General features: G+C 64.6%; 28 protein-coding genes and 1 tRNA gene. 11 read left to right on the top strand and 18 right to left on the bottom strand.

The window, feature by feature from the left end:
* Positions 1 to 2 precede the first annotated feature (2 nt).
* The 3 genes from sphantq_RS15135 to sphantq_RS15125 are packed head-to-tail and all read left to right on the top strand — an operon-like array spanning position 3 to position 2,552.
* The gene (locus sphantq_RS15135) at positions 3 to 707 is read left to right on the top strand and encodes an SURF1 family protein (protein WP_272800240.1); all 705 of its coding nucleotides are present in this window, start codon (positions 3 to 5) and stop codon (positions 705 to 707) included.
* The gene (locus tag sphantq_RS15130) at positions 704 to 2,029 is read left to right on the top strand and encodes an ATP-binding protein (RefSeq protein ID WP_272798907.1); all 1,326 of its coding nucleotides are present in this window, start codon (positions 704 to 706) and stop codon (positions 2,027 to 2,029) included. Before sphantq_RS15135 ends, sphantq_RS15130 begins: the two co-directional genes overlap by 4 nt.
* On the top strand, positions 2,019 to 2,552 hold the full coding sequence (locus sphantq_RS15125) for a response regulator transcription factor (RefSeq protein WP_066605003.1): 534 nt from the start codon (positions 2,019 to 2,021) through the stop codon (positions 2,550 to 2,552). Before sphantq_RS15130 ends, sphantq_RS15125 begins: the two co-directional genes overlap by 11 nt.
* A gap of 100 nt (positions 2,553 to 2,652) precedes the next feature.
* Here the strand turns inward: sphantq_RS15125 and sphantq_RS15120 are convergent.
* Both sphantq_RS15120 and sphantq_RS15115 read right to left on the bottom strand, forming a co-directional pair.
* Positions 2,653 to 2,726 (bottom strand) — tRNA-Gly (locus sphantq_RS15120).
* 49 nt (positions 2,727 to 2,775) lie between these two features.
* On the bottom strand, positions 2,776 to 3,687 hold the full coding sequence (locus sphantq_RS15115) for a sugar kinase (protein ID WP_129925390.1): 912 nt from the start codon (positions 3,685 to 3,687) through the stop codon (positions 2,776 to 2,778).
* A gap of 155 nt (positions 3,688 to 3,842) precedes the next feature.
* Here sphantq_RS15115 and sphantq_RS15110 point away from each other — a divergent pair, with 155 nt between their 5' ends.
* Positions 3,843 to 5,813, top strand: a complete 1,971-nt coding sequence (locus sphantq_RS15110; RefSeq protein WP_272798906.1) for a hybrid sensor histidine kinase/response regulator — start codon at positions 3,843 to 3,845, stop codon at positions 5,811 to 5,813.
* 121 nt (positions 5,814 to 5,934) lie between these two features.
* Positions 5,935 to 6,852 carry an alpha/beta fold hydrolase gene (locus sphantq_RS15105; RefSeq protein WP_066600947.1) on the top strand — a complete coding sequence of 306 codons (918 nt, stop codon included), beginning with the start codon at positions 5,935 to 5,937 and terminating at the stop codon, positions 6,850 to 6,852.
* Here the strand turns inward: sphantq_RS15105 and sphantq_RS15100 are convergent.
* The gene (locus tag sphantq_RS15100; RefSeq protein WP_272798905.1) at positions 6,808 to 7,740 is read right to left on the bottom strand and encodes an NAD(P)H-dependent flavin oxidoreductase; all 933 of its coding nucleotides are present in this window, start codon (positions 7,738 to 7,740) and stop codon (positions 6,808 to 6,810) included. The two genes, sphantq_RS15105 and sphantq_RS15100, sit on opposite strands and share 45 nt — an antisense overlap.
* 135 nt (positions 7,741 to 7,875) lie before the next feature.
* Here sphantq_RS15100 and sphantq_RS15095 point away from each other — a divergent pair, with 135 nt between their 5' ends.
* A complete protein-coding gene (locus sphantq_RS15095) occupies positions 7,876 to 8,934 on the top strand; it encodes a hypothetical protein (RefSeq protein WP_272798904.1) in 1,059 nt (352 codons plus the stop codon).
* 49 nt (positions 8,935 to 8,983) lie between these two features.
* Here sphantq_RS15095 and sphantq_RS15090 read toward each other — a convergent pair whose 3' ends face one another.
* Both sphantq_RS15090 and epsC read right to left on the bottom strand, forming a co-directional pair.
* On the bottom strand, positions 8,984 to 9,340 hold the full coding sequence (locus tag sphantq_RS15090) for a DUF2794 domain-containing protein (RefSeq protein ID WP_272798903.1): 357 nt from the start codon (positions 9,338 to 9,340) through the stop codon (positions 8,984 to 8,986).
* Complete coding sequence (gene epsC / locus sphantq_RS15085) at positions 9,340 to 10,059, bottom strand: serine O-acetyltransferase EpsC (RefSeq protein WP_129925385.1); 720 nt, start codon at positions 10,057 to 10,059, stop codon at positions 9,340 to 9,342. The genes sphantq_RS15090 and epsC overlap by 1 nt, the downstream gene beginning before the upstream one ends.
* A 171-nt stretch (positions 10,060 to 10,230) precedes the next feature.
* Between epsC and sphantq_RS15080 the strand changes: the two genes are divergently transcribed.
* Positions 10,231 to 11,004 carry a sulfite exporter TauE/SafE family protein gene (locus sphantq_RS15080; protein ID WP_066600937.1) on the top strand — a complete coding sequence of 258 codons (774 nt, stop codon included), beginning with the start codon at positions 10,231 to 10,233 and terminating at the stop codon, positions 11,002 to 11,004.
* Positions 11,005 to 11,043: 39 nt separating this feature from the next.
* Positions 11,044 to 11,973, top strand: coding sequence for a hydrogen peroxide-inducible genes activator (locus sphantq_RS15075; RefSeq protein ID WP_129925384.1), 930 nt, complete (start codon positions 11,044 to 11,046; stop codon positions 11,971 to 11,973).
* An 89-nt stretch (positions 11,974 to 12,062) separates the two neighbouring features.
* On the opposite strand, the gene sphantq_RS15070 is transcribed toward sphantq_RS15075, so the two are convergent.
* Genes sphantq_RS15070 through pgsA form a run of 3 tightly spaced genes read right to left on the bottom strand, consistent with a single transcriptional unit; the run spans position 12,063 to position 13,336 of the window.
* On the bottom strand, positions 12,063 to 12,509 hold the full coding sequence (locus sphantq_RS15070; RefSeq protein WP_066600933.1) for a molybdenum cofactor biosynthesis protein MoaE: 447 nt from the start codon (positions 12,507 to 12,509) through the stop codon (positions 12,063 to 12,065).
* Complete coding sequence (locus sphantq_RS15065; RefSeq protein WP_066600931.1) at positions 12,506 to 12,766, bottom strand: MoaD/ThiS family protein; 261 nt, start codon at positions 12,764 to 12,766, stop codon at positions 12,506 to 12,508. The genes sphantq_RS15070 and sphantq_RS15065 overlap by 4 nt, the downstream gene beginning before the upstream one ends.
* A 6-nt stretch (positions 12,767 to 12,772) precedes the next feature.
* Positions 12,773 to 13,336, bottom strand: coding sequence for a CDP-diacylglycerol--glycerol-3-phosphate 3-phosphatidyltransferase (gene pgsA, locus sphantq_RS15060; RefSeq protein ID WP_066600929.1), 564 nt, complete (start codon positions 13,334 to 13,336; stop codon positions 12,773 to 12,775).
* 132 nt (positions 13,337 to 13,468) lie between these two features.
* Here pgsA and sphantq_RS15055 point away from each other — a divergent pair, with 132 nt between their 5' ends.
* Positions 13,469 to 14,779, top strand: coding sequence for an MFS transporter (locus sphantq_RS15055; RefSeq protein WP_272798902.1), 1,311 nt, complete (start codon positions 13,469 to 13,471; stop codon positions 14,777 to 14,779).
* A 20-nt stretch (positions 14,780 to 14,799) separates the two neighbouring features.
* On the opposite strand, the gene sphantq_RS15050 is transcribed toward sphantq_RS15055, so the two are convergent.
* Complete coding sequence (locus tag sphantq_RS15050) at positions 14,800 to 14,997, bottom strand: hypothetical protein (protein ID WP_066600926.1); 198 nt, start codon at positions 14,995 to 14,997, stop codon at positions 14,800 to 14,802.
* A 120-nt stretch (positions 14,998 to 15,117) separates the two neighbouring features.
* Between sphantq_RS15050 and sphantq_RS15045 the strand changes: the two genes are divergently transcribed.
* Complete coding sequence (locus sphantq_RS15045) at positions 15,118 to 17,145, top strand: transglycosylase domain-containing protein (protein ID WP_443021491.1); 2,028 nt, start codon at positions 15,118 to 15,120, stop codon at positions 17,143 to 17,145.
* Positions 17,146 to 17,343: 198 nt separating this feature from the next.
* Here sphantq_RS15045 and sphantq_RS15040 read toward each other — a convergent pair whose 3' ends face one another.
* Positions 17,344 to 18,114: a phosphocholine cytidylyltransferase family protein gene (locus sphantq_RS15040; protein ID WP_066600924.1), complete on the bottom strand. Its 771-nt coding sequence runs from the start codon at positions 18,112 to 18,114 to the stop codon at positions 17,344 to 17,346.
* Between the two features lie 113 nt (positions 18,115 to 18,227).
* Here sphantq_RS15040 and sphantq_RS15035 point away from each other — a divergent pair, with 113 nt between their 5' ends.
* Positions 18,228 to 19,547, top strand: a complete 1,320-nt coding sequence (locus sphantq_RS15035; protein ID WP_129925447.1) for a lipopolysaccharide biosynthesis protein — start codon at positions 18,228 to 18,230, stop codon at positions 19,545 to 19,547.
* 5 nt (positions 19,548 to 19,552) lie between these two features.
* Here the strand turns inward: sphantq_RS15035 and sphantq_RS15030 are convergent, their stop codons facing one another.
* From sphantq_RS15030 to sphantq_RS14995, 8 genes are all read right to left on the bottom strand, one after another.
* Positions 19,553 to 20,650, bottom strand: coding sequence for an NAD(P)/FAD-dependent oxidoreductase (locus sphantq_RS15030; protein WP_066600922.1), 1,098 nt, complete (start codon positions 20,648 to 20,650; stop codon positions 19,553 to 19,555).
* Positions 20,647 to 21,609 carry an alpha/beta fold hydrolase gene (locus sphantq_RS15025; protein ID WP_272798900.1) on the bottom strand — a complete coding sequence of 321 codons (963 nt, stop codon included), beginning with the start codon at positions 21,607 to 21,609 and terminating at the stop codon, positions 20,647 to 20,649. The genes sphantq_RS15030 and sphantq_RS15025 overlap by 4 nt, the downstream gene beginning before the upstream one ends.
* Positions 21,610 to 21,679: 70 nt before the next feature.
* Positions 21,680 to 22,684: a tyrosine-type recombinase/integrase gene (locus sphantq_RS15020; RefSeq protein WP_272798899.1), complete on the bottom strand. Its 1,005-nt coding sequence runs from the start codon at positions 22,682 to 22,684 to the stop codon at positions 21,680 to 21,682.
* Positions 22,677 to 22,889 carry a helix-turn-helix transcriptional regulator gene (locus sphantq_RS15015; RefSeq protein ID WP_272798898.1) on the bottom strand — a complete coding sequence of 71 codons (213 nt, stop codon included), beginning with the start codon at positions 22,887 to 22,889 and terminating at the stop codon, positions 22,677 to 22,679. The genes sphantq_RS15020 and sphantq_RS15015 overlap by 8 nt, the downstream gene beginning before the upstream one ends.
* 223 nt (positions 22,890 to 23,112) lie before the next feature.
* Positions 23,113 to 23,385 carry a hypothetical protein gene (locus tag sphantq_RS15010; protein ID WP_272798897.1) on the bottom strand — a complete coding sequence of 91 codons (273 nt, stop codon included), beginning with the start codon at positions 23,383 to 23,385 and terminating at the stop codon, positions 23,113 to 23,115.
* Complete coding sequence (locus tag sphantq_RS15005; RefSeq protein ID WP_272798896.1) at positions 23,375 to 23,560, bottom strand: hypothetical protein; 186 nt, start codon at positions 23,558 to 23,560, stop codon at positions 23,375 to 23,377. The genes sphantq_RS15010 and sphantq_RS15005 overlap by 11 nt, the downstream gene beginning before the upstream one ends.
* A 671-nt stretch (positions 23,561 to 24,231) precedes the next feature.
* The gene (locus sphantq_RS15000; protein ID WP_272798895.1) at positions 24,232 to 24,720 is read right to left on the bottom strand and encodes a hypothetical protein; all 489 of its coding nucleotides are present in this window, start codon (positions 24,718 to 24,720) and stop codon (positions 24,232 to 24,234) included.
* Positions 24,717 to 24,857 (bottom strand): hypothetical protein, encoded by a 141-nt coding sequence (locus sphantq_RS14995; RefSeq protein ID WP_272798894.1) that lies wholly within the window; start codon positions 24,855 to 24,857, stop codon positions 24,717 to 24,719. The genes sphantq_RS15000 and sphantq_RS14995 overlap by 4 nt, the downstream gene beginning before the upstream one ends.
* Between the last annotated feature and the right edge of the window lies 1 nt (position 24,858).

Genomic DNA, 24,858 nt, shown 5'->3' with positions numbered 1-24,858 from the left:
ACATGGACCCCCGCCCCCAAAAGGCGGGGTTCCCGGTCGGCCTGACGCTGGCCGCGCTGATCCTGTTCGTCGGCCTCATGGCGCTTGGCGTCTGGCAGGTGGAACGGCTGGCATGGAAGCGCGACCTGATCGCCCGCGTTGATGCCCGCATCCACGCCGCGCCGGGACCAGCCCCGGCCAGAGCGAACAAAGCCGACGAATATCGCCGCGTCACCGCAACCGGCATCTTCCTGCATGACAAGGCCGCGCTGGTGCAGGCCGCCACGGTCCGCGGCGCGGGCTATTGGGTGCTCACCCCGCTGCGCCAGGCGAACGGTGCGATCCTGTTCGTCAACCGTGGTTTCGTGCCGCCCGAAGCCAAGACCCGTTACGACCGGCCCCAGGGCGTGGTGCGCGTGACCGGCCTGCTGCGCCTGACCGAACCGGGCGGCGGCTTCCTGCGCAGCAACGATCCCGTCGCCGACCGCTGGTACTCACGCGACGTCGCCGCCATCGCCGCCACGCGCAGGCTCATGCCGATCGCCAACTATTTCATCGACGCGCAGGCGGGGCCTTCGCCCGACGCCCTGCCGGTCGGCGGGCTGACCGTCGTCCGTTTCCCCAACAGCCATCTGCAATATGCCATCACCTGGTTCATACTGGCGGCGATGGTCGCCGGGGCCTATAGCCTGGTCATGCGCCAGTCGGGAAAAGATCGCCGGGAATGACCGCACCGCCTGCAAGACGTATGCGCTGGCTGCCCGGCCGGTGGCCTGCCGACGCAGCCGGCCGTCGCAACATGGCGTTGCTGGTGCAGCTGCGCTGGATCGCCATCGCCGGGCAGGTCGCGACGATCCTGTTCGTCCATTTCGCCATGGACATCCGCCTGCCGCTGCCATCCATGCTGGTCGTGCCCTGCATCGCGACGGCGATGAACATCGGCAGCCTGATGGTGCTGCGCCGGCGCACCGACATCACCCATGCCGAATTGTTCCTGGCGCTGCTGTTCGACGTGTTCGCGCTGACCACCCAGCTTTACCTGAGCGGCGGCGCGACCAATCCGTTCGTGTCCCTCTACCTGGTGCAGGTGGCGCTGGGCGCGGTGCTGCTGCACCGGTGGAGCGTATGGGGCATCGTGGCGGTATCGACGCTATGCACGGCGATGCTGGCCTTCGTCTATCGTCCGCTCGACCTCAGCGAAACGCTGGAAGGGCATTTGTTCGACCTGCATATCGTCGGCACCTGGATCTGCATCACGATGATCGCGGTGCTGCTGGTGCTGTTCATGACTCGCGTGACCCGAAACCTGCAACAGCGGGAGCATTATCTGGCGGAATTGCGCCAGCAGGCGGTCGAGGAAGAGCATATCGTGCGCATGGGCCTGCTGGCGTCGGGCGCGGCGCATGAACTGGGCACGCCGCTGGCCCAGCTTGCCGTGGTGCTGGGCGACTGGCGGCACATGCCCGAAATCAAGGCGCACCCCGCGCTGGTCGAGGAAGTGGGCGAGATGGAAGCGGCGGTCAAACGCTGCAAGACCATATTGACCGGCATCCTGATGTCCGCCGGCGAAGCGCGCGGCGAAGCGCCCCAAGTCACCAATGTCCGCGATTTCATCGACAACATCGCGCGCGACTGGCGGATCGCCAATCCGGGTATGCCGCTGCGCTGCGATTTCGGCCCGCATGAATATCCGCGCATCATCGCCGATCCGGTGATCCGCCAGGCGGTGACCAACCTGCTGGACAATGCGCGCGAGGCGGGCGCGACCTATATCAACATGATGGTCAGCCGCGACAGCCAGTGGCTGCACATCGCGGTGCGCGACAATGGCCGCGGCTTCGACGCGGCGATGCTGGCCGATGTCGGCAAACCCTATCGGTCGAGCAAGGGCAAGCAGGGCGGCGGTCTTGGCCTCTTTCTCGTCGTCAATGTCGTGCGCAAGCTGGGCGGGCGGGTCGATGCCAGCAACGGCGCGGAGGGCGGCGCGATGATCCTGCTGCGCCTGCCGCTTGCAACGCTGGCGCTGGAGGAGGCGAATGATGACGGATGAACGGCAATTGCTGATCGTCGAGGATGACGAAGGTTTCGCCCGCACGCTCAAACGCTCGTTCGAACGGCGCGGTTATAGCGTGCTGTCGGCCGACAGCCTGGAATCGGTGATGGCCGTGCTGGCCGACAACCGCCCCGGCTTCGCGGTCGTCGATCTCAAGCTTGGCCCGCAATCGGGCCTGGCCTGTGTCCAGGCGCTCCACGCCCATGATCCGGCCATGCTGATCGTGGTGCTGACGGGCTTCGCCAGCATCGCGACGGCCGTAGAGGCGATCAAGCTGGGCGCGACCAACTATCTGGCCAAGCCCTCTAACACCGACGATATCGAGGCCGCCTTCGCCCGCTCCGGCGGCGATCCCGCAGCGCCGCTCGCCCCTCGGCCGACGTCGATCAAGACGCTGGAATGGGAGCATATCCATGAAGTGCTTAAGGACAGCGAGTTCAACATTTCCGAAGCCGCGCGGCGACTGGGTATGCATCGCCGCACCCTGGCCCGCAAACTGGCGAAGCGTCAGGTCGGCTGACGGCATATCTGAAAATGGAGCGGGTGAAGGAAATCCAACCCCCAGCGCAGCCCATCGCGGCGGAGCGCTCTAAAAACGAGGGTTCATCGCCATAGACTGTTGGAGCGGGTGAAGGGAATCGAACCCTCGTCACTTGCTTGGGAAGCAAAAGCTCTACCATTGAGCTACACCCGCGCGCCGGTTCCCGCCCATGGCGCAAGCTATGGCCTGCTGTCAACGGGGATCAGCCGTAAGGCGCCTCTGCATCACGCGCCGGGATCGCGCCGCGGTGGCCGATATTCCAGCCGGCAAGGCGATGCCCGGCCAGCGCCGCCTCATGCGGGCTGGCGCCGGCAAGCCAGGCGTGGAGATAGCCGCCATTGAAAGCGTCCCCCGCTCCGCTCGAATCGATGACGTCCAGTTGGCGCGGGATCGGCACGACCTCGCCCGCGACCAGGCAGCCGTCGCCGCCCAGCTTGACGACCACGTCCTTGCCCTCACCCACGCCCCAGCGCGCAGCCGCATCGCGGGCGTCGTCCGCCTCGCCCATCTCGACTTCGTCCGCCAGGGTCGGCAGACCCACGTCGCTGATCGCGATCGCCCGGTCGCGCCAATGGCGCGCGGTCGCAGCATCATCCCACAGCCGGGCGCGATAATTGCCGTCGAAGGCGATGCGGCCGCCTTGCGCTCGCACCTGCGCGCACAGGTCCAGCAGCGCCTCCCGCCCGGCATCGGGCAGGATCGCCAGGGTGATGAGCGAAAAATAGAGCAGGTCCGATCGCGCCGCCTGCGCCACCATGGCCGCGCTTTGCGGCAGGTCGAACATCCGCCGCGCCGCCGCCTCGCTGCGCCAATAATGGAAACTGCGCTCGCCCGCCGCATCCGTCTCGATGGCGTAGAGACCGGGCAGCCTGCCCTTCGCCGCGATCACCAGCGACGTGTCCACGCCCTCCGCTTCCCACTGGGCGCACAGCTGCGCGCTCATCGGATCAGCGCCGAGCGCGCTGGCGAGGCGCACTGTGTCGCCCGCCCGCGCCAGATGGATCGCCGTGTTGATGACGTCGCCGCCATAGCGCAGGTTCCAGCTGTCGCCATCGCCGCGGCTCAGTTCCAGCATCGCTTCGCCAATGACCGTGATCGTCGCCTTCGTCGCCATGCCCGCTCCCTGCGCAATAGAGCCGGCGTGGTGCGCAGCGCGGCGTTTCAAGTCAAGGGGGCGGGCCGTGCAAGGCCATGGAACGATTGCGTCGCAGCGCCGTTTTGCCAATGGCAAAGAGAGCACCGTCCGCCGGCGCTTAATTCGGGGACATCATGATTACCGCCTCCACTGACGAAACAGGCAATCGCTTCGAACTTATGGTTCAAAGCGTTACCGACTACGCCATCTACATGCTCGATCCCACGGGCATCGTGGCCAGTTGGAACGCGGGCGCGCGCCGCTTCAAGGGCTATGAGGCGGATGAGATTATCGGCCAGCATTTTTCGCGCTTCTACACGCCGGAGGATTTGGCGAGCGGCGTGCCCGCCATGGCGCTCTACGCCGCCGAGCATGAAGGCCGGTTCGAGTCGGAGGGCTGGCGCGTCCGCAAGGATGGGGGACGTTTCTGGGCCAGCGTGGTGATCGACCCGATCCGCGCGCCCGACGGACGCCTGCTGGGCTTCGCCAAGGTGACGCGCGACCTGACTGAGCGTCGCGCCGCGCAGGACGCCTTGCGCGCGAGCGAGGAACGCTTCCGGCTGCTGGTCCAGAGCGTGACCGATTACGCCATCTACATGCTGGACCCCGTTGGCACGGTGACGAGTTGGAACATGGGCGCGGAACGGTTCAAGGGCTACAGGGCCGAGGAGATATTGGGCCAGAATTTCTCCCGCTTCTACAGCGAGGAGGATCGGCTGGCGGGCCTCCCCTCCCGCGCGCTCCATACCGCGCAGAGCGTGGGCCGGTTCGAAGCGGAAGGCTGGCGCATCCGCAAGGACGGATCGCGCTTCTGGGCCAATGTCGTGATCGACCCGATCCGCACCCCGGACGGCACATTGCTGGGCTTTGCCAAGATCACCCGCGACCTGACCGAACGGCGCGAGGCGCAGCGCACGCTCGACGAAGCGCGCGACGCCATCATCCAGACGCAAAAAATGGATGCGATCGGCAAGCTGACCGGTGGCGTGGCGCATGATTTCAACAATTTGCTGGCGGTGATCGTGGGCAGCCTGGACCTTGCCCGGCAACGGCTGGCCACCGGCGGCGACATCGCCCGCTATCTTGACAATGCCATGACCGCGGCCGAGCGCGGAGCGACCCTGACGCAGCGGATGCTGGCCTTTGCGCGCAAGCAGGAACTGAAGCTGCAGAGCATCGACTGCATCACATTGGTGCAGGGCATGACCGAATTATTCCGCACCACGCTGGGCGCGGCGGTGGCCATAGAGATGCGCTTTCCGCCGGCGCTGGGCGCGGCCCATGCCGACCCTTCGCAACTGGAGCTGGCGCTGCTCAACCTGGCGGTCAATGCGCGCGACGCCATGCCGGACGGCGGACGGATCATCGTCGAAGCGGCGCAGATGATCGTCGCGCAGGACGAAAGGCCGGATTTGGGCGCTGGCGACTATATCCGCCTGTCCGTGATCGACGAGGGCGAGGGCATGGACGCTGCGACGTTGGAGCGCGCGCGCGAACCCTTCTTCACTACCAAGGGCGTGGGCAAAGGCACCGGCCTTGGCCTGTCGATGGTGCATGGCTTCGCCCAGCAATGCGGCGGATCGCTGACGATCGCCAGCGAACCCGGCGTCGGCACCAGCGTGTCGTTATGGCTGCCGATGGCGCAGGTCGACGCGAATGCCCGGCACATCGCCATGGTGGTGGAGGATATGCACGACCCCGATACGCCTCTGGTCATATTGGCGGTGGATGACGACGATCTGGTGCTGACGAACACCGCCGGCATGTTGGAGGATCTGGGTCATACCGTGTTTCAGGCGTCTTCCGGCGCCGATGCGCTGCGGTTGTTGGAGCGCGGCAGCGTGGACCTGGTCGTCACCGATCATGCCATGCCGGGCATGACCGGCGCGCAACTGGCCGACGCGATCGAGCAGATGCAGCCCGGCCTGCCGGTCGTCATTATCACTGGCTTTGCAGAGCTGCCGCCGCACGCCACGCAGCGCCTGCGCCTCGACAAGCCCTTCAGGCAGGCGGAGCTGGCGCGCACGGTCGCGACCGCCATGCGCGCTGCGCTGACGGCGGCGATCGTGGAGCACGGACCCGATCCTTCCCTTCCCGGCGGCTGATCCACTTTTCGAAAAGCTCGGCTGAAATATTGGAAAGGCGGCATTTTTCGTCGCTCTTTGCTTGCAACACCGGTGCAGTTCCCTGATGGGGTCCATATCTGTTCCCAGCCCGCAGGATCGCATGGACATCTTGACCGCGCCGACCCCGACTTCGCATTTCTTCACGTCTTTGCGGACTCGGCTACACTATCTCGACTGGGGCAATCCGTCAGCGCCGACGCTGATCCTGGTGCATGGCGGTTTCGACCATGCGCGTAGCTGGGACTGGACGGCGCGGGCGCTGGCGCGGGACTATCATGTCATCGCCCCGGATCTGCGCGGCCATGGCGACAGCGACTGGTCGCCCGACGGCTCTTATATGATGGCCAATTTCGTCTATGATCTGGCGCAACTGGTAGACCTGCTAGACCGGTCGCCGGTGACGATCGTGGGCCATTCGCTCGGCGGCGCGATCAGCCTGCGCTATGCGGGTCTTTTCCCATATAAAATACGCAAGCTCGTCGCGATCGAAGGACTTGGCCTGTCGCCGCAACGTCTGAAGGAAAAGGCCGAGGAGTCGGCGCCCGACGCCTGGCGCGAATGGATCGACACCCGCCGCGCTGGCGCCCGTCGCACGCCGCGCCGCTATCCCACGATCGAGGCGGCGATCGGCCGGATGCGCGAACGCAACGAACATCTGACGGTCGAACAGGCGCTGCACTTGACCAGCCACGGCGTCAATCGCAATGAAGACGGCAGCTACGGCTGGAAATTCGATCCGTATCTCAAGGGCATGGCGCCGCAAGCGGGTACCGATGAGGAACTGCCCGACTTCTGGAAGCGGATCAGTTGTCCCACCCTGCTGTGCCTGGGCAAGGATAGCTGGGCATCCAACCCGGAAAAGGACGGTCGCATCCGCCATTTCAGCGACGCCCGGCTGGTCGAGTTCGCCGATGCCGGCCACTGGCTGCACCATGACCAGTTTGACCGCTTCATCGGCGAGGTTCGCGGCTTCCTAGAGGGTGAAGCCGGCGACAGCCGCACGGTAGTCCGCCTTTAACCCCGCGACGAAATCGGCGGTCGGCTGCACCTTGTCGACTGCGCCGATGCCCTGGCCACAACCCCAGACGTCCCGCCACGCCTTCTTCTCGCCACCGGTCATCGCCGCGAAATCCATGTCCTTCGCCTTGGGCAGGCTGTCGGGGTCCAGCCCTGAAGCAACGATGCTGGGGCGCAGATAATTGCCATGGACGCCGGTGAACACGTCGGAATAGACGATGTCGGCTGCATGGCTGTCGACGATCATCTGCTTATAGGCCGGATCGGCATTGGCCTCCGCCGTGGCGATGAAGGGCGACCCCATATAGGCGAGGTCCGCGCCCATCATCCGCGCGGCGGCGATGGCGCGGCCGCTTGCGATCGCTCCCGACAGCGCCAGCGGCCCGTCGAACCATTGGCGGATTTCCTGGATCAGCGCGAAGGGCGACAGCGTGCCGGCATGGCCGCCCGCCCCCGCCGCCACCGCGATCAGGCCATCGGCGCCCTTCTCGATCGCCTTGCGCGCGAACATGTCGTTGATGATATCGTGCAGGACGATGCCGCCATAGCTGTGGATCGCCGCATTCACATCCTCGCGCGCGCCGAGCGAAGTGATGACGATCGGCACCCTATATCGGACGCACAGCGCCAGATCCTCCTCCAGCCGCGCATTGGTGCGGTGGACGATCAGGTTGACGGCGAAAGGCGCATCGGCGTCGGTCAGTTCCGCCTGCAACTGCTGCAACCACGCCTCGAACATGCCCGACGGCCGCGCATTGAGCGAGGGAAAGGCGCCGACGATCCCTGCGCGGCATTGCGCCATGACCAGGGCGGGTTGCGAGATGATGAACATCGGCGACCCGATCAGCGGCAGCGCAAGGCGGCTTTCCAGCAATGTCGGCAGGGTCATGGAACAGGCGTCTCCTCTATTATCACACCGCGCTAACACCGCTCGACCCTCGGAAAAAGGCCAAAATCAACTGTGTTGATGTATTAATACAGCAATGCTATAACGACGCTGCCAGAGAGTGTCGGGAGCAGGACGATGTATAGCGAGAGCGATCTACAGGATGCCGTAGCGGCGGGCGCAATCCCCGCGCAGGCGGCGCAGGCGTTGCGCGATCATGTGGCGGGACTGCGCGCCTCGCCGATGGTGGACGAAGAACATTTCCGGCTGCTGACGGGCTTCAACGACATCTTCGTCGCGATCGCCAGCGTCCTGCTGCTGGTGGCGGTTGGCTGGCTCGGCAACAGCCTGCGATTCGGGGCGCCGGACCATCATCCTGCCTTCATGGCCGGCCTGCTGGTGGCTGCCGTCAGTTGGGGCCTGGCCGAATATTTCACCCGGCGCCGCCACATGGCGCTGCCCTCCATCCTTTTGCTGGGCGGTTTCGTCGGCGGCATCGTCTTTGCGGTCGGCGCGCTGGGTGCGCAGATATTCCCCCATGCGGGCGACAGCCTGGCCTCGATGATCGTGTGCGTCGCGGCCGGCGCGGGCGTGCTGGCGGCCTGGGCGCACTGGCGGCGCTTCATGGTGCCGATCACCGTGGCGGTCGGCGCGGCGGCGGCCGCGGGCGTGGGCGTCAGCCTGGTCATGGCCGCCATGCCCGGCAGCATGACCCTGCCTTTCACCCTTCTGCTGGTCGCTGGCCTCGCCATCTTCGCGCTCGCCATGTGGTGGGACATGAGCGACCGCGCCCGCACCACGCGCCGGTCCGATGTCGCCTTCTGGCTGCACCTGGCCGCTGCGCCGATGATCGCCCATTCGCTCTTCTACCTGCTGGGGGTGCTTAAAGGCGACGAGATCAGCGCCGGTCGTGCCGCGCTGGTGATCGCCCTCTACGTCGCCTTCGGCCTGGTCGCGCTGGCGATCGACCGGCGGGCGCTGCTCGTCTCCAGCCTCGCCTACGTCCTCTTCGCCCTCTACGGCCTGTTTCGCCAGGCCGGTGCGGTGGAGATGTCCTGGGCGCTCACCGCTCTGGTGATCGGGTCGGCGCTGCTGCTGCTGTCGGCGCTATGGCACCATGCCCGCGCGCTGATTGTGGGCGGCCTGCCGCCGCGCCTTTCGGAACGCCTGCCCTATCTGGATCGCGCCGTCGCGTGACGGCGATGGCTGTCCCCTGCTTGGCGGCGGGGGACAGCCAGCGTGATGGTCAATCCTCGACAATGCGCAGCAATTTGCGTTCGACCGGCGCCAGCACGCCTTGCAACTCCTGGCCGCGCTTCAATATCTGGCCGCTTTCCCCGACCAGCGCCCACATGCCCTGCCGATGGCGCAGCGCCGGGCGCTTCTCGATCCGATATTCGGGGCGTTCGGCGGTACGGCGGAAGGCGCTGAAGATCGCCGCCTCCTGCCCCATATCCATCGCATAGTCGCGCCAATGGCCCGCCGACACCATGCGGCCGTACAGATCCATGATCCGTTGCAGTTCCAGCCGCTCGAACCCGACCTGACCGTCCTTCGGCCCCGGCCCCGCTCCTTGATGGGGAAACGGCGTCACATTGGTCATCAGGCCCGGCCGCGCTCCTTGAACAGCGGTGCATCGTCATCATCGGCCAGCACGGGCCTCTGGCGCTCCGCCATCAGTTCGGCGAGACGCTTCTGCAATTGCTCAACCTCGCACTGGAGCATTTCCAGCTTCTGCTTTTCCGGGTCGAAACAGTCCGAACAAGGCGTGCCATAGGGCATGAAGTCACGCTGATAGGCGGTTACATCGACCAGCATCGCCCGCGCCGGAATGCCGACCATGGTTGCGCCATCGGCGACATCCTTGGTCACCACCGCATTCGCGCCGACCCGCGCCCGCGCGCCGACATTGATCGGTCCCAGCACCTGCGCACCCGACCCCACGATCACGCCGTCGTTCAGCGTAGGGTGACGCTTGCCGGCGATGCCGTTTGCGGGATCGGTGCCGCCCAGCGTGACATTCTGGTAGAGCGTCACATCGTCGCCGATCTCGGCCGTCTCGCCGATCACGGTAAAGCCATGGTCGATGAAGAAGCGTTTGCCGATCTTCGCGCCCGGATGGATGTCGTTGCCGGTCAGGAACCGCGACAGATGGTTTACCGCCCGCGCAAGGAAGAAGAGCCGCGCGCGATAGAGGCGATGGGCCACCCGATGAAAGGCCAGCGACCAGACGCCGGGGTAGAGCAGGATTTCCGCACGGGACCGCGGCGCCGGATCGCGGGATTTTATCGAATCCAGATAGGAAATGAGGTTGCGCACCATCCAGACGTCCCTGACCGTTCCTAGACTTGTTGTGAACACCCTATATAAGAGGGATTGCCCGGCTTTTCCAGATGGCGCGCTAACCGCGCTTTTTCGCTGCAAATAGAAACTTGCTTGGCGGCACGCGATATACCAATCATGGAAGTAGACAATTCCAGTGAGGGGTAGCGGATGATCGACACTTTTATCGCCCATTTCGGCGAAATCCTGCCTTTCATCCTCGTCGGATTCGGCGCGCAGATCATCGACGGCGCGCTGGGCATGGCTTATGGCGTCATTTCCAGCACCCTGCTGCTGACCCTGGGCGTGTCGCCCAGCCGCGCCTCCGCCAGCGTCCATGTCGCCGAAACCTTCACCACCGGCGTATCGGCGATCAGCCATATCCTGCACCGCAATGTCGACTGGAAACTCTTCGCCCGGCTCATCATTCCCGGCGTGATCGGCGGCGTCAGCGGCGCCTATTTTCTGTCCAATATCGACGGCGCGGTGATCAAGCCTTTCGTTCTGGCCTATCTCGCCGCGATTGGCTTTTACCTCATCTGGCGCGGCTTCCATCTGCCGCCCAAGCCGCGCGATCCCAAATGGGTCGGACCGCTAGGCCTGATCGGCGGCTTCATGGACGCCAGCGGCGGCGGCGGCTGGGGACCGATCGTGACGTCGAACCTGCTGCTCCAGGGATCCAGCCCGCGGCACACGATCGGCACGGTCAATACGGTCGAATTCATCCTGACCCTGTCGATCAGCCTGACCTTCCTCCTCCATCTGGGCTGGGAAGCCTTCACCACCTATACGCTGGGCCTGCTGATCGGCGGCGTCATCGCCGCGCCCTTCGGCGCGATGCTGGCGCGCCGGGTCGCCCCCCGCATCATTTTCACCGCCGTCGGCGTGATCCTGACCATCACATCGCTGTTCGGTGTCGCCAAATATCTTGGATATATCGGCTAAAACGCTTATATTCGGATTTCTGATCGAGGAATCCGATAAATGTCCAGTTACCTGCCCACGCTCAAACAGCTGCAATATCTGGTTGCGCTCAAGGAACAGGGGCATTTCGGCAAGGCCGCCGACAGTTGCTTCGTCACCCAATCGACCCTGTCGGCGGGCATCCGCGAACTGGAATCGCTGATCGGCGTCACCTTGGTCGAACGCACCCGCCGGGTGGTGCGCTTCACCGCCCTGGGCGATCGCATCGTGGTCAAGGCGCATCGCGTGCTGCGCGAGGCGGAGGAGCTGGCCGCCATCGCCGAGGCGTCGGGCAAGCCGCTGACCGGCGAGTTGCGGATGAGCGTGATCCCGACCATTGCGCCCTTCCTGCTGCCGCGGATGCTGCCCAGGCTGCGCGCCGACCGGCCCGACCTCAAACTCTATCTGCGCGAGGAAACGACCCAGGCGGGGATCGAATCGCTACGCCACGGCCATGTCGATTGCGTGCTGATGGCGCTGCCCTTCACCATGGGCGAGGTGGACAGCGAAATCCTGTTCCAGGACCGGCTCTATGTCGCCTTCCCGCATGACGAACCACGCGATCCGCCCGAATGGATCGGCCCCGACATGATCGACGAGAGCAAATTGTTGCTGCTGGAGGACGGCCATTGCCTGAAGGACCATGCGCTGGCCGCCTGCAACCGCCCGGACCTGCGCGCCAGCGCGACCATGATGGGCACATCGCTGCACACTCTGATCCAGATGGTCGACAATGGCCTGGGCATGACCATGATCCCCGAAATGGCTATCGCGAGCGGCATATTGGAACACACCCGGATCGTCGCGCGGCCGTTGCAGTCGGATCGCGCCTGGCGCGACATCGCGTTGGTGTGGCGCAAGAACAGCCCGCGCGAAAAGGAATTTCACCTGCTGGCCGGCATCTTGCGCGACGCCGCGGCGCTGAACTGCCGGTTGCCCGAAGCGGCTTAACTGCAAATAATCGTTGGTTTCGAGCGAAGTTGAGAAAAGCTGGCACAGGGCTATTCCTTTTCAACGTCGCTCGAAGCGAACGGAGGTTGTCAGCTACGCCAACCCTGCGCCTTCGCCTCATCCTCGGCCCGCGCCTCGACCCATTGAGTCGCACCGTCGCCAAAATGCTCCTTCTTCCAGAAGGGCGCGTCGGACTTCATCCAATCGATCAGGAAGGCGCAGCTTTCCAGCGCAGCGGCGCGATGGCGCGACGCTGTGCCGACGAACACGATGCGCGCGCCCGGTTCCAGCCGCCCGAAACGATGGATCACGCTGACGCCCAGCAGCGGCCAGCGGGCCAGCGCCTCCTCCACGATCCGGTCGACCTGCGCCTGCGTCATCGCCGGATAATGTTCCAGTTCCAGCGCAATCAGACCGCCCTCCTCCCCGCGCACTATTCCGGTAAAGCTCGCCACGCCGCCACCGCCCAGCGCCTCCAGCGCGGCCAGTTCGGCGGCCACATCGAAATCCGCCGTCTGGATGGCGATCCGCTTCATCCGCCCGTCACCGGGGGAAACAGCGCCACTTCGCGCGCATCGCCGATTGGCGTGTCCAGCGGCGCGAAACGCTGGTCGATCGCCGCGCGCAGCCGGGTCGGATCTTCCAAAGCCTGCGCATAGCCACCACCCCGCGCGGCCAGCGTCGCGATCAGATCGGCCACGCTGCTATCCGGCGCGGGCCGCTCGACTTGCTCCTCGTCGCGGCCGATGACTTCGCGCACCCAGGCGAAATAGACGATGGTCAGTTCCGCCATCGCCGGTCAGTCCATATGCTTGATGCCGACGCGCAGATAGTCCCAGCCGGTGACCAGCGTCAGCATCGCCGCTGCCCACAGGGTGAATATGCCGACCGTCTGAACGAAGGGGATATGAGGCACCGCCCCGGCGAGAATCAGCGCGCCCAGCGCGATGATCTGAAACGTGGTCTTCCACTTCGCCAGGCGCGACACCGGCACCGACACCTGCAGCCCGGCCAGAAATTCGCGCAGGCCCGACACCGCGATCTCGCGCAGCAGGATGATCATCGCGGCGGCGATATGGATGCCCGCGATATCGCGGGTCGCGGCCAGCATCAGGATGACCGCGCCCACCATGATCTTGTCGGCGATGGGGTCCAGAAACACGCCCAGCTTCGACACCGTGCCCTGCGCGCGGGCGAGGTAGCCGTCGAAATAATCGGTCACGCCCATCAGGCAATAGAGGGCGAAGGCCAGCGCATAGCCGGTCGTCCAACGCGCGCCCTGTTCGGCCGGCCACAGCAGAGCGACCAGCAACGGCACCGTCACGATCCGCGAAAGCGTCAGCAAATTGGGCAGCGTGAGCATCGCCGCGAACTGCCACAGTCCGGCGCGGCATACAAGCAAAGCTGTACGCCCATGCCCAACCCATTGGACACAGACGTCGGCAACCGCTAGACCCCGCCCCGGTCGCTCACGGAAAAGAAGACGCCCCTATCCATGCAAGCCTCTCTCAGGCTCTTGAACAAGCGCCGTTTTCTGCCGCTTTTCATCACTCAACTGCTCGGTGCGTTCAACGACAATCTGTTCAAGAACGCGATGGTCCTGTTCGTAGTGTATCAGGTGTATAATGACGAGAAGTCGGAAACCTGGTTCAGCGCGCTGGCCACGGGCCTGTTCATCCTGCCCTTCTTCCTGCTGTCGGCGCTGTCGGGCCAATTGGCCGACCAGCGCGACAAGGCGGTCATCATCCGTTGGGTAAAGGCGGCCGAAATCGGCATCATGGGCGTGGGTGCGATCGGCCTTGGCCTCATTTGGAGCGGCATTGCGGTCCACACGCTGGCGATTCCGCTGCTGCTGATCGCGCTGTTCGCCATGGGCATCCATTCGACCTTCTTCGGTCCGATCAAATATGCGATCCTGCCCCAGCATCTGCATGACGACGAAGTGCTGGGCGGCACCGGCCTGGTCGAAGCGGGCACCTATATCGCAATCCTGGCCGGCACGATCCTGGCCGGCCTGATCCCGGTGGAGATCGCCGCGATCGGCATTATCATCACCGCGCTGATCGGCTATGTCGCCGGTCGCAAAGTGCCTTCCGCGCCGTCGCTGCTAGAACAGCAGCCGATCGACTTCCACATCATCCGCTCGTCCGTCGCGCTGGTGCGTGGCACGATGCATATCCGCCGCCTGTTTCTAGCGATCATGGCGATCAGCCTGTTCTGGGCGGTCGGATCGATCCTGTTCATCCAGTTCCCGCCGCTGGTGAAGAATGTCCTGACCGCCGACAAGCCGGTCGCCAGCCTGTTCCTGGCCATCTTCTCGATCGGCATTGCGATCGGCTCCGTGGCGATCAACCGGCTGTTGCAGGGCCATGTCTCGGCCAAATATGCGCCCGCGTCGGTGATCGGCATGGGGCTGTGCATCGTCGCCTTTCACATCGTGTGCGACCTGTGGACGCCCTCGCCGGACGGGCAAATGCTCTCGCTGACCGGCTTCCTGGCCCATCCGCTGGCGATTCCCTTGTCGTTCTGCCTGCTCGGCGTCGCGACCTTCGGCGGCATGTTCGTGGTTCCGCTCTACGCCTTCCTGACCACGACGGTCGAAAAATGCGAAGCGGCGCGCACAGTGGCGGCCAATAATATCGTCAATTCGGGCGCGATGGTGGCCGGATCGCTCTGCGCCATCGGCCTGAGCATCGCCGGCGTATCGGTGGTGATGCAGTTGCTGCTGGTCGCCTTCCTGACGCTGCCCTGCGCGGCGATGGCGTGGAAGCTGCACAAGGCCTGCGACGGCCCTCTATGCCACTGACCGGACACCCGGTCGGACGTTCAGAAAATGAAGCTGTAGAAGGCCGTGAAGAAGGCCGCGAAGCTCAGGCCGAAAAGCTTCCAGTCGCTGTCGTCGTCGCTGACGCGCTTTTTGCGCGCGGACATATGGTCCGCCACGCGCAGCACATGGGCGGGCAGCCGCTGGCGGAAGGGATGGCGGGCCGATTCGGTGGTGAGGACGAGGGGTCGGTTTCGCATGATGATTGGTTAACGCGAAATTTACCATTTGGACCAGTCCCGATCGCGGCTAATTTCGCGCTGTCCCGGTGCGGGACAGGCTTGACTGTATGATATGAATAACACAGTATGACCCAAGACATGCCCGATTCCGCCCCACGCGATCCCTTCGCGCAACCTCCGCGCGAGTTCGGCGCGGGTCCGCCCAGCGCCTTCGCACGGCCCACGCCCTGGCGTCGCCGGCTTCAGATCACCGGATGGGTGATCGCCGCAGGCCTCGCCGTGCTGATGATTCTGGTCGCCTGGCTCGCGGTCACGGCACCGCTCTCCCGCTCGCTCAAGCCCATCGCCCCGCCCAGCATCAGCCTGACGTCGGCGGACGGCCACCTGATCGCCCGGCGCGGCGCGGTGATCGACCGTCCGGTGACGATGGCCGAACTCCCCGCCCATGTGCCGCAGGCGTTCATGGCGATCGAGGATCGCCGCTTCATGACCCATTGGGGCGTTGATCCGCGCGGCATCGCCCGCGCGATGTGGCATAATCTCTGGTCGGACGGATCGTCGCAGGGCGGCAGCACCATCACCCAGCAACTCGCCAAGGGCGTCTTCCTGTCCAGCGACCGCACCTTCGGCCGCAAGGCGCGCGAGGCGCTGATCGCACTCTGGCTGGAAGCGTGGCTGACCAAGGACCAGATCATGGAGAGATATCTCTCCAACGTCTATTTCGGCGACAATGTGTACGGCCTGCGCGCCGCGGCGCTCCACTATTTCAACCGCGCGCCCGAACGGCTGACCATCCCGCAGGCCGCGATGCTGGCGGGGCTGCTGAAGGCGCCCTCCCGCCTCGCCCCTACCAGCAACCTGAAAGGCGCGCGCGCGCGCGCCGCGCTGGTGACGCAGGCGATGGTCGATGCGGGCTATCTCGCCCAAGCGGAGCGCAACGCCCTGCCCCCCGCCCGGCTCAACGTCCATGACACGCCCGACGCCACCACCGGCACCTATTTCGCCGACTGGGTGCTTGCTGACGCGCGCGACCGCGCTGGGGCCGTCTATGGCGAACAGAAGATCGAGACCACGCTCGACTGGCGCATCCAGCGCCTTGCCGAAGCCGCCATCCGCCGCGCGCCCCTTGGCGGCGCGCAGGCCGCTTTGGTGGCGATGAAGCCCGACGGCAGCGTCGTCGCCATGGTCGGCGGCAAAAATTACGCCAAGAGCAGCTTCAACCGCGCGGTGCAGGCCAAGCGTCAACCGGGATCGACATTCAAGCTGTTCGTCTATCTCGCCGCCTTCCGCGCGGGGATGACGCCCGACGACATGATCGACGACACGCCCATCACCACCGGCGCCTATCGCCCCGCCAATCATGGCGGCAAATATCGCGGCCGCATCACCTTGCGCCAGGCGTTCGCAGCATCGAGCAATGTCGCGGCCGTCCGCCTGACGCAAAAGGTTGGCGTCGACAACGTCATTAAGGTCGTCCGCGACCTGGGCGTCACGGCGCCGCTGACCGAGGATCTCAGCCTCGCGCTCGGCACATCGGAAATCCCGCTGGTCGAACTGGCCGAAGCCTATGCGGCGGTCGCTGCCGGCGCCTATCCGGTGCTGGCGCATGGCCTGCCGCCCGAAGAACAGCGGTGGTTCGAAAAGCTGATGCAGCGCCAGCGGCAATTCAGCCAGGATCAGCTCGACATGATCCGCGACCTCCTCTCCTCCGCCGCCAATCGCGGCACCGGCAGCGCGGCGGCGCTGCGCACCAGCACGTTCGGGAAAACGGGTACGACGCAGGACAGCCGCGACGCCATCTTCGTCGGCTATGCCGGGGGCCTCGTGACGGCGGTGTGGATCGGCAATGACGACAATGCCCCCCTGCCCGGCGGCGCGGCCGGCGGCGGCGTGCCCGCGCGCATCTGGCGCAATTTCATGAGCGGCGCGATCAACGAACCGGTCGAGGACGCGCCGGAGGAGACGCAGGACGCCGACCTGGTCAACGCCATCGCCAATGTGACGGTGGAAACCGGCATCGGCAATGTCGGGCTGGGCGTGGACGAAGGCGGCATGACGGTGAATATCGGCGGCGGGCCAATACGTTTGCCGATCGCCCCTTCAGGCACGCCACCACCGAGGATAGCGCCGACGCAGTTGGATGAGGGCGAGGATAGCGGGCCTTAAGGGGCGATGGCTGCCCAATGCGGATGCACGCAGATTGCGCAGGTGGCGCGTCGCTGGCGCATCAGCGTCGCGTGCGAGTCGCGCAGGCGTCGTGGCCCCATGCCGGCTTAACACGCGCTCCGCGCCTACGTCACCGCCACTATTGGCCGATTTCACCCGACAACGGAGTGAACTTCTGCCTCTCGCCCGGTGCGCCGCCTATTTTCCGTACCGCCCCTGCGCTACCCACTTCGCCGTCAGCGCCTTGGCCGCCTCGACATCTTGGTGGAAATCGACCTCCTGCCACTCCAGCCCCTCGATCGAGGCGGTGCCGACGCGGTTGCCCTTGGCGATGATGTCGATGGCGCGCAGATACCAGCGTTCGACGCCTTCGGGGGTGCGCATCATCTGGTCGATCTGGTTGCGGAAAATCGCCGGGCCTTCGCCGGTGAAGGCCAGCATACCGATCGATTCGGCATTGGTGTCGGGCGGCAACAGCCGCTTGCCGATATGATGCAACCGGCCGCTTGCGTCCCGGTTCACCTTCATGTCGTCATCGTCATAATCACCGTCCGCCTTTATATCGACGGTGACGGTGATGGCGTCCTGCGCCCCGGCGATCAGGCGTGCGACGATCTCGTCCGATATGATGGTGTCGCCGTTCAGGATGATGAAGTCGCAGTCCATCTCCTCCCGCACGATCCAGCAGGTGCCCAGATTATCGGCGACCTGGAAGAAGGGATTGAACACGCAACGGATGCGCGCGCCCGTTTCGCGATACAATTGCAGCGCATGATCCTCGACCCGCTCGGTACGGAATCCGGTGACGACGACGATATCGGTCACGCCATTGGCGACCAGTGCGGCGATCTGCCAACTGATGAGGGTGCGACCGTTGAACTCGATCATGCATTTGGGCACGTCGCGGGTCAGTGGAAGCAGGCGCGAACCCTGGCCGGCGGACAGGATGATGGCTTTGGTGATCGTCATGGGGGCGGCATTAGTCGGCAATCTTGCCAAAAAAAAGGCGGCATTTGCACTCGTTCCTGCGCTCGCCTAAAGCGCGGCGTGCTCCTGCGCAAATGAAGGACCAGTCGCCGGTGATGTTCAAACGCGGATCGGGGCAGACAAGCGACGGTTTCGCCCGCATCCTGGCCAATACCGGCTGGCTGCTGGGCGGCAAGGGCGTGGGCGCGGTGTTGAGCCTTGCCTATCTCGCCATCGTCACCCGCACGCTGGGCGTCGCGGATTTCGGCCGTTTCGCCCTTGTGCTGAGCGCCGCCAACGTCATCAAGACGCTGGTGAGCTTCGACAGCTGGCAGATCGTCGTGCGCTATGGCCAGCCGCATGTGACGGACGGGAATGGCGACGCCCTCAACCGCGTGCTGCGCTTCTGCATTCTGATCGACCTTGCCTCGGCGGTCGCCGGCGGCCTGATCGCCGCGGCCATCATCCTGCTCTTCGGCGATCTGCTGGGCCTGGATTCAGGGATGGGCGGGCCGGACATGGGATGGCAGGTCTGGGCCTTCTGCATGGTGATGATGATCACCATCCGATCCAGCCCGACCGGCATATTGCGCCTGTTCGACCGGTTCGATTCGGCCGCCTTCGCCGAAACCATGATCCCCGTCGGGCGGATGATCGGCGCAGGCGTGGCGCTGGCGGTCATGCCCGACATCAGCGGCTTCCTGATCGCCTGGGCCTTTGCCGAACTGCTCTGCGCCATAAGCTACTGGTATCTTGCGCTGAAGGTCGGACGCGGACGGATCGGTAATTGGCGCACCGGCCGGGCGCTGGACGCGCGCCGCGAAAATCCCGGCATCATCGGCTTCCTGACCGCCACCAATCTCCAGACCAGCCTGTCCTCCATCGGGCAGCAGGTCGCGGTGCTGATCGTCGGCGGCTTCGTCGGCCCGATGGGCGCGGGCCTCTACCGCCTCGCCAACCAGCTCGCCAATTCGCTGACCAAGATTTCCAGCCTGCTCTCGCGCAGCATCTTCGTCGAACTGTCCCGCACCAACACGCATGGCAAGGACGCGCTGGGCGCGCTGTTCCGCCGCACAAACCGGCTGGCGCTGGTGGCGGGCGCGGTCATCATCGGTCTGATCGTGACGATCGGCCATCCGCTGCTGGGGCTGATCGCGGGCAAGGATTTCGTGCCCGCCTATCCGCTGCTGCTATTGCTGGGGATCGCGGCCTGCATCGACCTGGTGGGGGTCAGCTATCGCCCGTTGCTGATGGCGACCGACCGGGCCGGCCTGTCGCTGCGCATCACCTTCGTTTCGACCCTGCTGCTGCTGGGGCTGCAATCGGCGCTGTTGCCGCTTTACGGCACGCGGGGCGCGGCAATGGCCAATGTCGCCGCCGCGCTCGCCGGTTTTGCGATGATGGGACTGGCCAGCCGACGCGCCATGCGCGGTTGAAGGCGTTAGCGAAACCGGGCTGGCGAATAAGCGCCCGGATCAAGGCTGGCGAAAGGCGGCGTTTCGCCCCGGATCAACGCGCTCGCCAGCAACGCCGCGGCAGGCGCGGTCTGGATACCGAAACCGCCCTGCCCGGCGAACCAGAAGAATCCCGGCACGTCGGGGTCGAAGCCATAGACAGGCGCGCGATCGGGCGCGAAGCTGCGCAGCCCCGCCCATTTCCGTTCGACCGCCGCGATCGGCCAATCGACCGCTTCCTCGAACCGGGCGATCGCCTCCGCCACCGCCAGTTCCTCCGGCGCGGCATCGCAGGGCGGCGACCATGATTCGTCATGCGGGGTCAACCACAACCGCCCCTGCCCTTCCGGCTTGAAGTAGAAGCGTTCGGACAGGTCCATGACCAGCGGCAGATCGGCCGAGGGCATCGTGGGCACGCGCAGTTGCGCCACGGTTCGTCGTAAAGGCTGGATGCCGATCGGGGCAACGCCGCAGGCGACCGCGACCGCATCGGCCCATGCCCCCGCCGCATCGATCAGCAGGCGGCACCGGATCGTCCCCTCGCTCGTCTCGATCCGCCAGCCATGTCCGTCGACCCGACCCGCAACCAGCATCGTGCCGAGCCGAATCTCGCCGCCCGATCGGCGGAAGCGGCGCAAATAGGCCGCATGGAGCGCCGCCACGTCGATATCCTGGCAACTCGCCTCCAGCACACCCAGCGTCCAATCCGGCCGCAAACCCGGCACCAGCGCCGCGGGATCGACAAGCTGCAAATCGACCTTGCCGGCAAATTGCGCGAGCAGCGCATCGCGCCGCGCTTCATCCCCTGCCCGTCCGATATGGAGCGTCCGCCGCGGCGAAAGGAAACCGCCGTCGTGAAAATCGGCATCGGGCGTGGCGAGGAAAGACCCTGATGCCGTGGTCAGCGGCTGCACCTCCGCCCCGCCATAAGTCTCCTCCCAGAAGGCGACCGAACGGCCGGTGGCGTGATAACCCGGCCGATCCTCCATCTCCAGAATCAGCACGCGGGCGTCGGCCGCCAGATGCGCGCCAAGGCTGGCCCCGGCCATGCCGCCGCCGATGATGACGATATCCGGGTTATTCAACGCGCGGCCTCGTCCAGAAAAGCGTCGATCCGGTGAAGCGCGTCAAGGCGCACCGGGTCCAGCTCGCGCAATATCTCGTGCGCCGCCTCCCGGCCATAAATATGCAGCCGGGCGCTCGCGATCCGGCTCGCGACCTTGACGATGGCGGGCGTGGACACAAGCTGGTCCGCCTTGGTCGCCAGCACCAACAGCGGCGTCGTGATGCGGGCGATGGCGTCGCCTTGCGCCAGCGCCTTCGTCGATTCCAGCGCCTGCAACACCCAGTTCCAGCTCGGCGGACCCAGCGCAATGTCGCGGCTATGATCGCGCCACCAGATTTCGTCGGCATAGCGGTCAGGATCATGCGTCAGTCTTTTCTGCCGCATTCGCCGCTGGCGTTCCGACTGCTCCTTCTGCGTCCAGGCGGGCAATTCTCCCCGACCCGTCCCCACCATGAAACGGGCGATCGCCACCGCCAGCCAGCGCGGCAAAGGCGCGCTATGGACGCCCAGCATCGGCGCGACCACGGCCGCCGCGTCGGGCGACGGCATCCCTTCGGCCAGCGCGCGCAACAGCATATGGCCGCCCATGCTGTGCGCCACCATCGCGGTCGGCCCGTCGCCTTCCGCGCGCCAGTCGGCCGCCAAGGCGTTCAGATCCACGATCCAGTTGGCAAAGTCGTCGATATGACCGCATAGGGGATCGTCGGTCAGTCGGCCCGATCCGCCCTGCCCGCGCCAGTCGAAGCTGGTCACGGCCCAGCCGCGCGCCGCCCAGTGATGGATGACCTCCAGATATTTTTCGATCATGTCGCCGCGGCCGCCCATCACCAGCATCCGCCCGCGCGCGCCCGAACCCAGCCGATAGCGACGGATCGGCCAGCCATCGGGCGCGGTCCAATAGTCCAGCCGCCCGCCTATCGGCCAGGCCCGCCGGTCGAATGCGGCAACGGGGAAGTCGGGTGAATCCATCTGTTCCATGGTTACGCTTTGGTAAAAAATAGCAACGCTTTTCCGCCGCGAATCGGGCCTGTTTGAAGGAGTTTGAAAGTCACCGCTTTGTTCTTTCCCATTTGAGCATGGCCGCCTGACTCAATTTCTTCTGCGATCGAAGCTTGGCATAATACTCCACCATCTGGAGCGACTGGCCGCTGATGGATGCCGTTTCCGCCGCGCTACACCCCGCCTCCAGCAGCGTGTTCACCGCGTTCTTGCGCAGCCCGTGTGGTACAACTTTGACCGGAGCGCAGGCCGCTTGGATCGCCAGCCTGATCTTGTTCTTCTTCCCCTCGGTCGGCTTGCCGGGAATGATGGTAGCCAGGCTGCGTGGGTGCCGGGCCAACTCCTTCGCCAGATCGGCGTGGATCGGAATCTCCAGCGGCTTGCCCGTCTTCTGCTGAGTGACCGCGATATGATCGTCGTGAACATCGCGCCAATTCAGCGCGGACACATCACCGATTCGCTGCGCCGTGTAATAAAGCAAGTGGACGGACAGGCGCACCAGATCGTCATCCGATTCGAGGCACGCTGTAAGCGCTTGTTCCGGCCATGGGTCATGCTCGCCGGTTTCCATTTCCTCGATCTCGAAAAATGGATCATTCGTCACATGGCCACGATCTCGCGCCCACGCATAGGCCGCGCTGCCAGCTCGTTTCACCATATTCGCCGCGCCGGGCTTGTGGGCCATCTGATCGAGAAGCAGTACGATATCCTTGCGCTCGACCAACTGCGCCGGCGCGGTGCCCAGCTTATCGACCAACTCACCCTGATAGAGGCGGTAGAGCCGCTGCGTGGATGGAGCCTTCTTCTTCTCAAATTCCGCGCTCGCCTGATACAGTTCGACCAGCTTGGCGACGCTCAATTGCTGAGCCGCATTGACGCGCCGGGAACGGTGTCCAAGAAGGGCCGCATAGGTCGCGGAGAAGGTCCGGTCAGCAGGATCAGGCAACCGCTTCCACACGCGCTTGCCGTTGTCGTCATCCTGGCCGGTGTCGAAATAGTAATAATAGCGACCCTTGGCCTTGGTCCGCTTCACATATTTGACGATCCTAGCCATTCGCATACAGCTTTGTGTTCTTGCGCCAATCGTCTGCGGCGGCCTCGCCGGTCAGGCGCTCCAGATGCGCGTCGATATCGACCCGGCTCCAATGAAGGCCATTGCCCAGCTTAACAGGGTGCGGCAAGCGACCGCCTGCAATCTCACGCTCCAGTTCGGCGGCGGAGATTTCCAGATAGGCGCAAACGGACGCCCTCTTGAGCATCCTGGGCCAGTGCGGAACGTGAGCGCCCACCCCTACCCCCTCTCACCCAAAACCGGATCACGCGAGCCAGGATCGATGTCGTCGCTGAACGCCACCGGGGCGCGGTTGTCGTTGGCGGTCCCAAAATCGCAAGACCGTTGGCCAGAAACAATGAAATGCCGGATCGACGTTTTGCCGCAATGGACGCAGAAATGACCGCGCGAATCGGGCGAGTATGTCGCGCTCATGGCTTACCCTCCCGGTTGCGTATGGCGGCGGCGATCTTCTCTCCGTGCGCATAGATGCATTTGACAATCGCGCATTGCTCAAGGCTTTCTGGCTGTGGCGCGTTGGTGTTTTTGGCCACCTCCGCGCACCTCTCCCGCTCATCCTTGCGCGTCTCGGCTTCGAAGCGGGCGAAGGATTCTTCAATGTGACCTTTGTCGCCACCGTCACAGGCAAGATAGAACAGCGCTTCCGCAGCCTTCCGCGCCCTCTCGCTCGGCTCAATCGGCATGGGTGGTGTCCTTAATCTCGTTGATGATCGCAGCAAACCGATTGCAGATGGCGCTACGGGATGCGATCACATCAAACGCCATTGGGAAAATGCGCGGACCGATGCCCATTTCGGTCAGTTCGTCGCGTAGCTTTTCCGCAGCGGCTTGGACCGCGCGCGCTGTTACTCCGCTCATCGCGACCGTCCCTTAAGAAACCGTGGCGAACCGTCTGCGTTGGCCCATACCGCTGGCAATTCATCCCGGCAACAATTCGGCGTTGCCGCGCCGGTCAGATGGCCACAGTGCGGACATCCTGCGTGTCCGTGGCAAATCGGTTTCTGAACGAACCCGTCTGCGCATATTGCGCCAACGCGATAGGATTGGCAGGCGCTCATTGTCCCGATCTCGGTCTAGGAAGTCCCAGGGCTTTCCATGCAAGAGGGCACGACCCGGATAAGCATGTTCCATGACGACGAACATCCGCCTTAAGCTCATCGCTGCAATCGCAGATTTTCCACATCCGCTGACGCCTATATTCATTCAATTCTTCTTGACGGCTCATTGTCCCGATCCTTGCTGGAGGGCTTGGCCTTTTGGATTGTAAAACGCTCGCAGGCCACATGTGCATGGTGTCTTGTCGAGATAGTCAAAGTCGTTGGCATCGCACGCTGTCCCATGCTGGACGTAGAGCGCCATGCCTTCGATTTGGGATTGTAACCGCTCAACATCGCTAGGCGGATCGGCCCTGATAGGCGGGGCCGAGGCAATATGTTCGTCTCGTTCAATTACCTCGTCGCAGGTGCGGCCACATGTCCAGTTAGTCGAATGGCCGCACCCTGACAGCCCCAAGCATCGATCGCCAAACATCACCCTTCCCCCTCGTCCAGAGCGGCGGCCGGGGTGGAACGCAATTGGGGGATGCATGTGCAATCAGCACGCGGCCGAAGCATCGCCTCGCAGTCGTCATCATGAACCAAAGCCTCTCGCACATCGGCATGGGCGGCGGGGGATAGGGATGCGAGTTTGACCACCCACGCGGCATGGACATGGGCGCGATGAAGATGCGCATCAGAACCATCGTCGCCGATCGCCATCGTTTCATGCGCCATCTTCACGGCGCGTTCTAGGCCTTCCACCTCCCCGGCCTTTGCGTTTTCTGCGGGTTGGGCGAGGGCGGCATAGGCCTCCATCACAGCGCGAAATTGCGAAGGACCGAACCAATCGACTATCCGTTCGCGGCAACCAGTTACGCCATCATCGTTCCAGCCGCTGTCATCGACATTGCGTTGCGCCCATGACGCAAACGGCTCCAGCGCGCTCCGCAAATCCTGCGCGGGGGTTTGGGAATCACTCACCGGCTTTTCCTCTCAGCAAGCGGCACCATCCATTCGCGATGGCCGCGGGGTTTCGGATCGATCGGACGTAGAGGGTTGCTCATCAGGGCCAGCGTCTTCGCGCGGATCGCTTGGGATAGGGCGGGGTCGCGGGTCATC

This window comes from Sphingobium sp. AntQ-1 (assembly GCF_028538045.1).
Classification (GTDB): domain Bacteria; phylum Pseudomonadota; class Alphaproteobacteria; order Sphingomonadales; family Sphingomonadaceae; genus Sphingobium; species Sphingobium cupriresistens.
Note: the sequence above shows the minus strand (reverse complement) of the source record. Positions and strands in the feature narration are given on the sequence as shown.

What these genes read in the sequence shown, in the direction of transcription:
- sphantq_RS15080 (WP_066600937.1), top strand. Translation starts at nt 10,231, where the DNA reads ATGATCGACACTTTTATCGCCCATTTCGGCGAAATCCTGCCTTTCATC.
- sphantq_RS15065 (WP_066600931.1), bottom strand. Translation starts at nt 12,766, where the DNA reads ATGGCGGAACTGACCATCGTCTATTTCGCCTGGGTGCGCGAAGTCATC.
- sphantq_RS15045 (WP_443021491.1), top strand. Translation starts at nt 15,118, where the DNA reads ATGCCCGATTCCGCCCCACGCGATCCCTTCGCGCAACCTCCGCGCGAG.
- sphantq_RS14995 (WP_272798894.1), bottom strand. Translation starts at nt 24,857, where the DNA reads ATGACCCGCGACCCCGCCCTATCCCAAGCGATCCGCGCGAAGACGCTG.
- sphantq_RS15020 (WP_272798899.1), bottom strand. Translation starts at nt 22,684, where the DNA reads ATGGCTAGGATCGTCAAATATGTGAAGCGGACCAAGGCCAAGGGTCGC.
- sphantq_RS15125 (WP_066605003.1), top strand. Translation starts at nt 2,019, where the DNA reads ATGACGGATGAACGGCAATTGCTGATCGTCGAGGATGACGAAGGTTTC.
- sphantq_RS15105 (WP_066600947.1), top strand. Translation starts at nt 5,935, where the DNA reads ATGGACATCTTGACCGCGCCGACCCCGACTTCGCATTTCTTCACGTCT.
- sphantq_RS15010 (WP_272798897.1), bottom strand. Translation starts at nt 23,385, where the DNA reads ATGCCGATTGAGCCGAGCGAGAGGGCGCGGAAGGCTGCGGAAGCGCTG.
- sphantq_RS15005 (WP_272798896.1), bottom strand. Translation starts at nt 23,560, where the DNA reads ATGAGCGGAGTAACAGCGCGCGCGGTCCAAGCCGCTGCGGAAAAGCTA.
- sphantq_RS15100 (WP_272798905.1), bottom strand. Translation starts at nt 7,740, where the DNA reads ATGACCCTGCCGACATTGCTGGAAAGCCGCCTTGCGCTGCCGCTGATC.
- sphantq_RS15015 (WP_272798898.1), bottom strand. Translation starts at nt 22,889, where the DNA reads ATGCTCAAGAGGGCGTCCGTTTGCGCCTATCTGGAAATCTCCGCCGCC.
- sphantq_RS15095 (WP_272798904.1), top strand. Translation starts at nt 7,876, where the DNA reads ATGTATAGCGAGAGCGATCTACAGGATGCCGTAGCGGCGGGCGCAATC.
- sphantq_RS15130 (WP_272798907.1), top strand. Translation starts at nt 704, where the DNA reads ATGACCGCACCGCCTGCAAGACGTATGCGCTGGCTGCCCGGCCGGTGG.
- sphantq_RS15040 (WP_066600924.1), bottom strand. Translation starts at nt 18,114, where the DNA reads ATGACGATCACCAAAGCCATCATCCTGTCCGCCGGCCAGGGTTCGCGC.
- epsC (WP_129925385.1), bottom strand. Translation starts at nt 10,059, where the DNA reads ATGGTGCGCAACCTCATTTCCTATCTGGATTCGATAAAATCCCGCGAT.
- sphantq_RS15075 (WP_129925384.1), top strand. Translation starts at nt 11,044, where the DNA reads ATGTCCAGTTACCTGCCCACGCTCAAACAGCTGCAATATCTGGTTGCG.
- sphantq_RS15110 (WP_272798906.1), top strand. Translation starts at nt 3,843, where the DNA reads ATGATTACCGCCTCCACTGACGAAACAGGCAATCGCTTCGAACTTATG.
- sphantq_RS15070 (WP_066600933.1), bottom strand. Translation starts at nt 12,509, where the DNA reads ATGAAGCGGATCGCCATCCAGACGGCGGATTTCGATGTGGCCGCCGAA.
- sphantq_RS15090 (WP_272798903.1), bottom strand. Translation starts at nt 9,340, where the DNA reads ATGACCAATGTGACGCCGTTTCCCCATCAAGGAGCGGGGCCGGGGCCG.
- sphantq_RS15050 (WP_066600926.1), bottom strand. Translation starts at nt 14,997, where the DNA reads ATGCGAAACCGACCCCTCGTCCTCACCACCGAATCGGCCCGCCATCCC.
- sphantq_RS15055 (WP_272798902.1), top strand. Translation starts at nt 13,469, where the DNA reads ATGCAAGCCTCTCTCAGGCTCTTGAACAAGCGCCGTTTTCTGCCGCTT.
- sphantq_RS15025 (WP_272798900.1), bottom strand. Translation starts at nt 21,609, where the DNA reads ATGGAACAGATGGATTCACCCGACTTCCCCGTTGCCGCATTCGACCGG.
- sphantq_RS15135 (WP_272800240.1), top strand. Translation starts at nt 3, where the DNA reads ATGGACCCCCGCCCCCAAAAGGCGGGGTTCCCGGTCGGCCTGACGCTG.
- sphantq_RS15035 (WP_129925447.1), top strand. Translation starts at nt 18,228, where the DNA reads ATGTTCAAACGCGGATCGGGGCAGACAAGCGACGGTTTCGCCCGCATC.
- pgsA (WP_066600929.1), bottom strand. Translation starts at nt 13,336, where the DNA reads ATGCTCACGCTGCCCAATTTGCTGACGCTTTCGCGGATCGTGACGGTG.
- sphantq_RS15115 (WP_129925390.1), bottom strand. Translation starts at nt 3,687, where the DNA reads ATGGCGACGAAGGCGACGATCACGGTCATTGGCGAAGCGATGCTGGAA.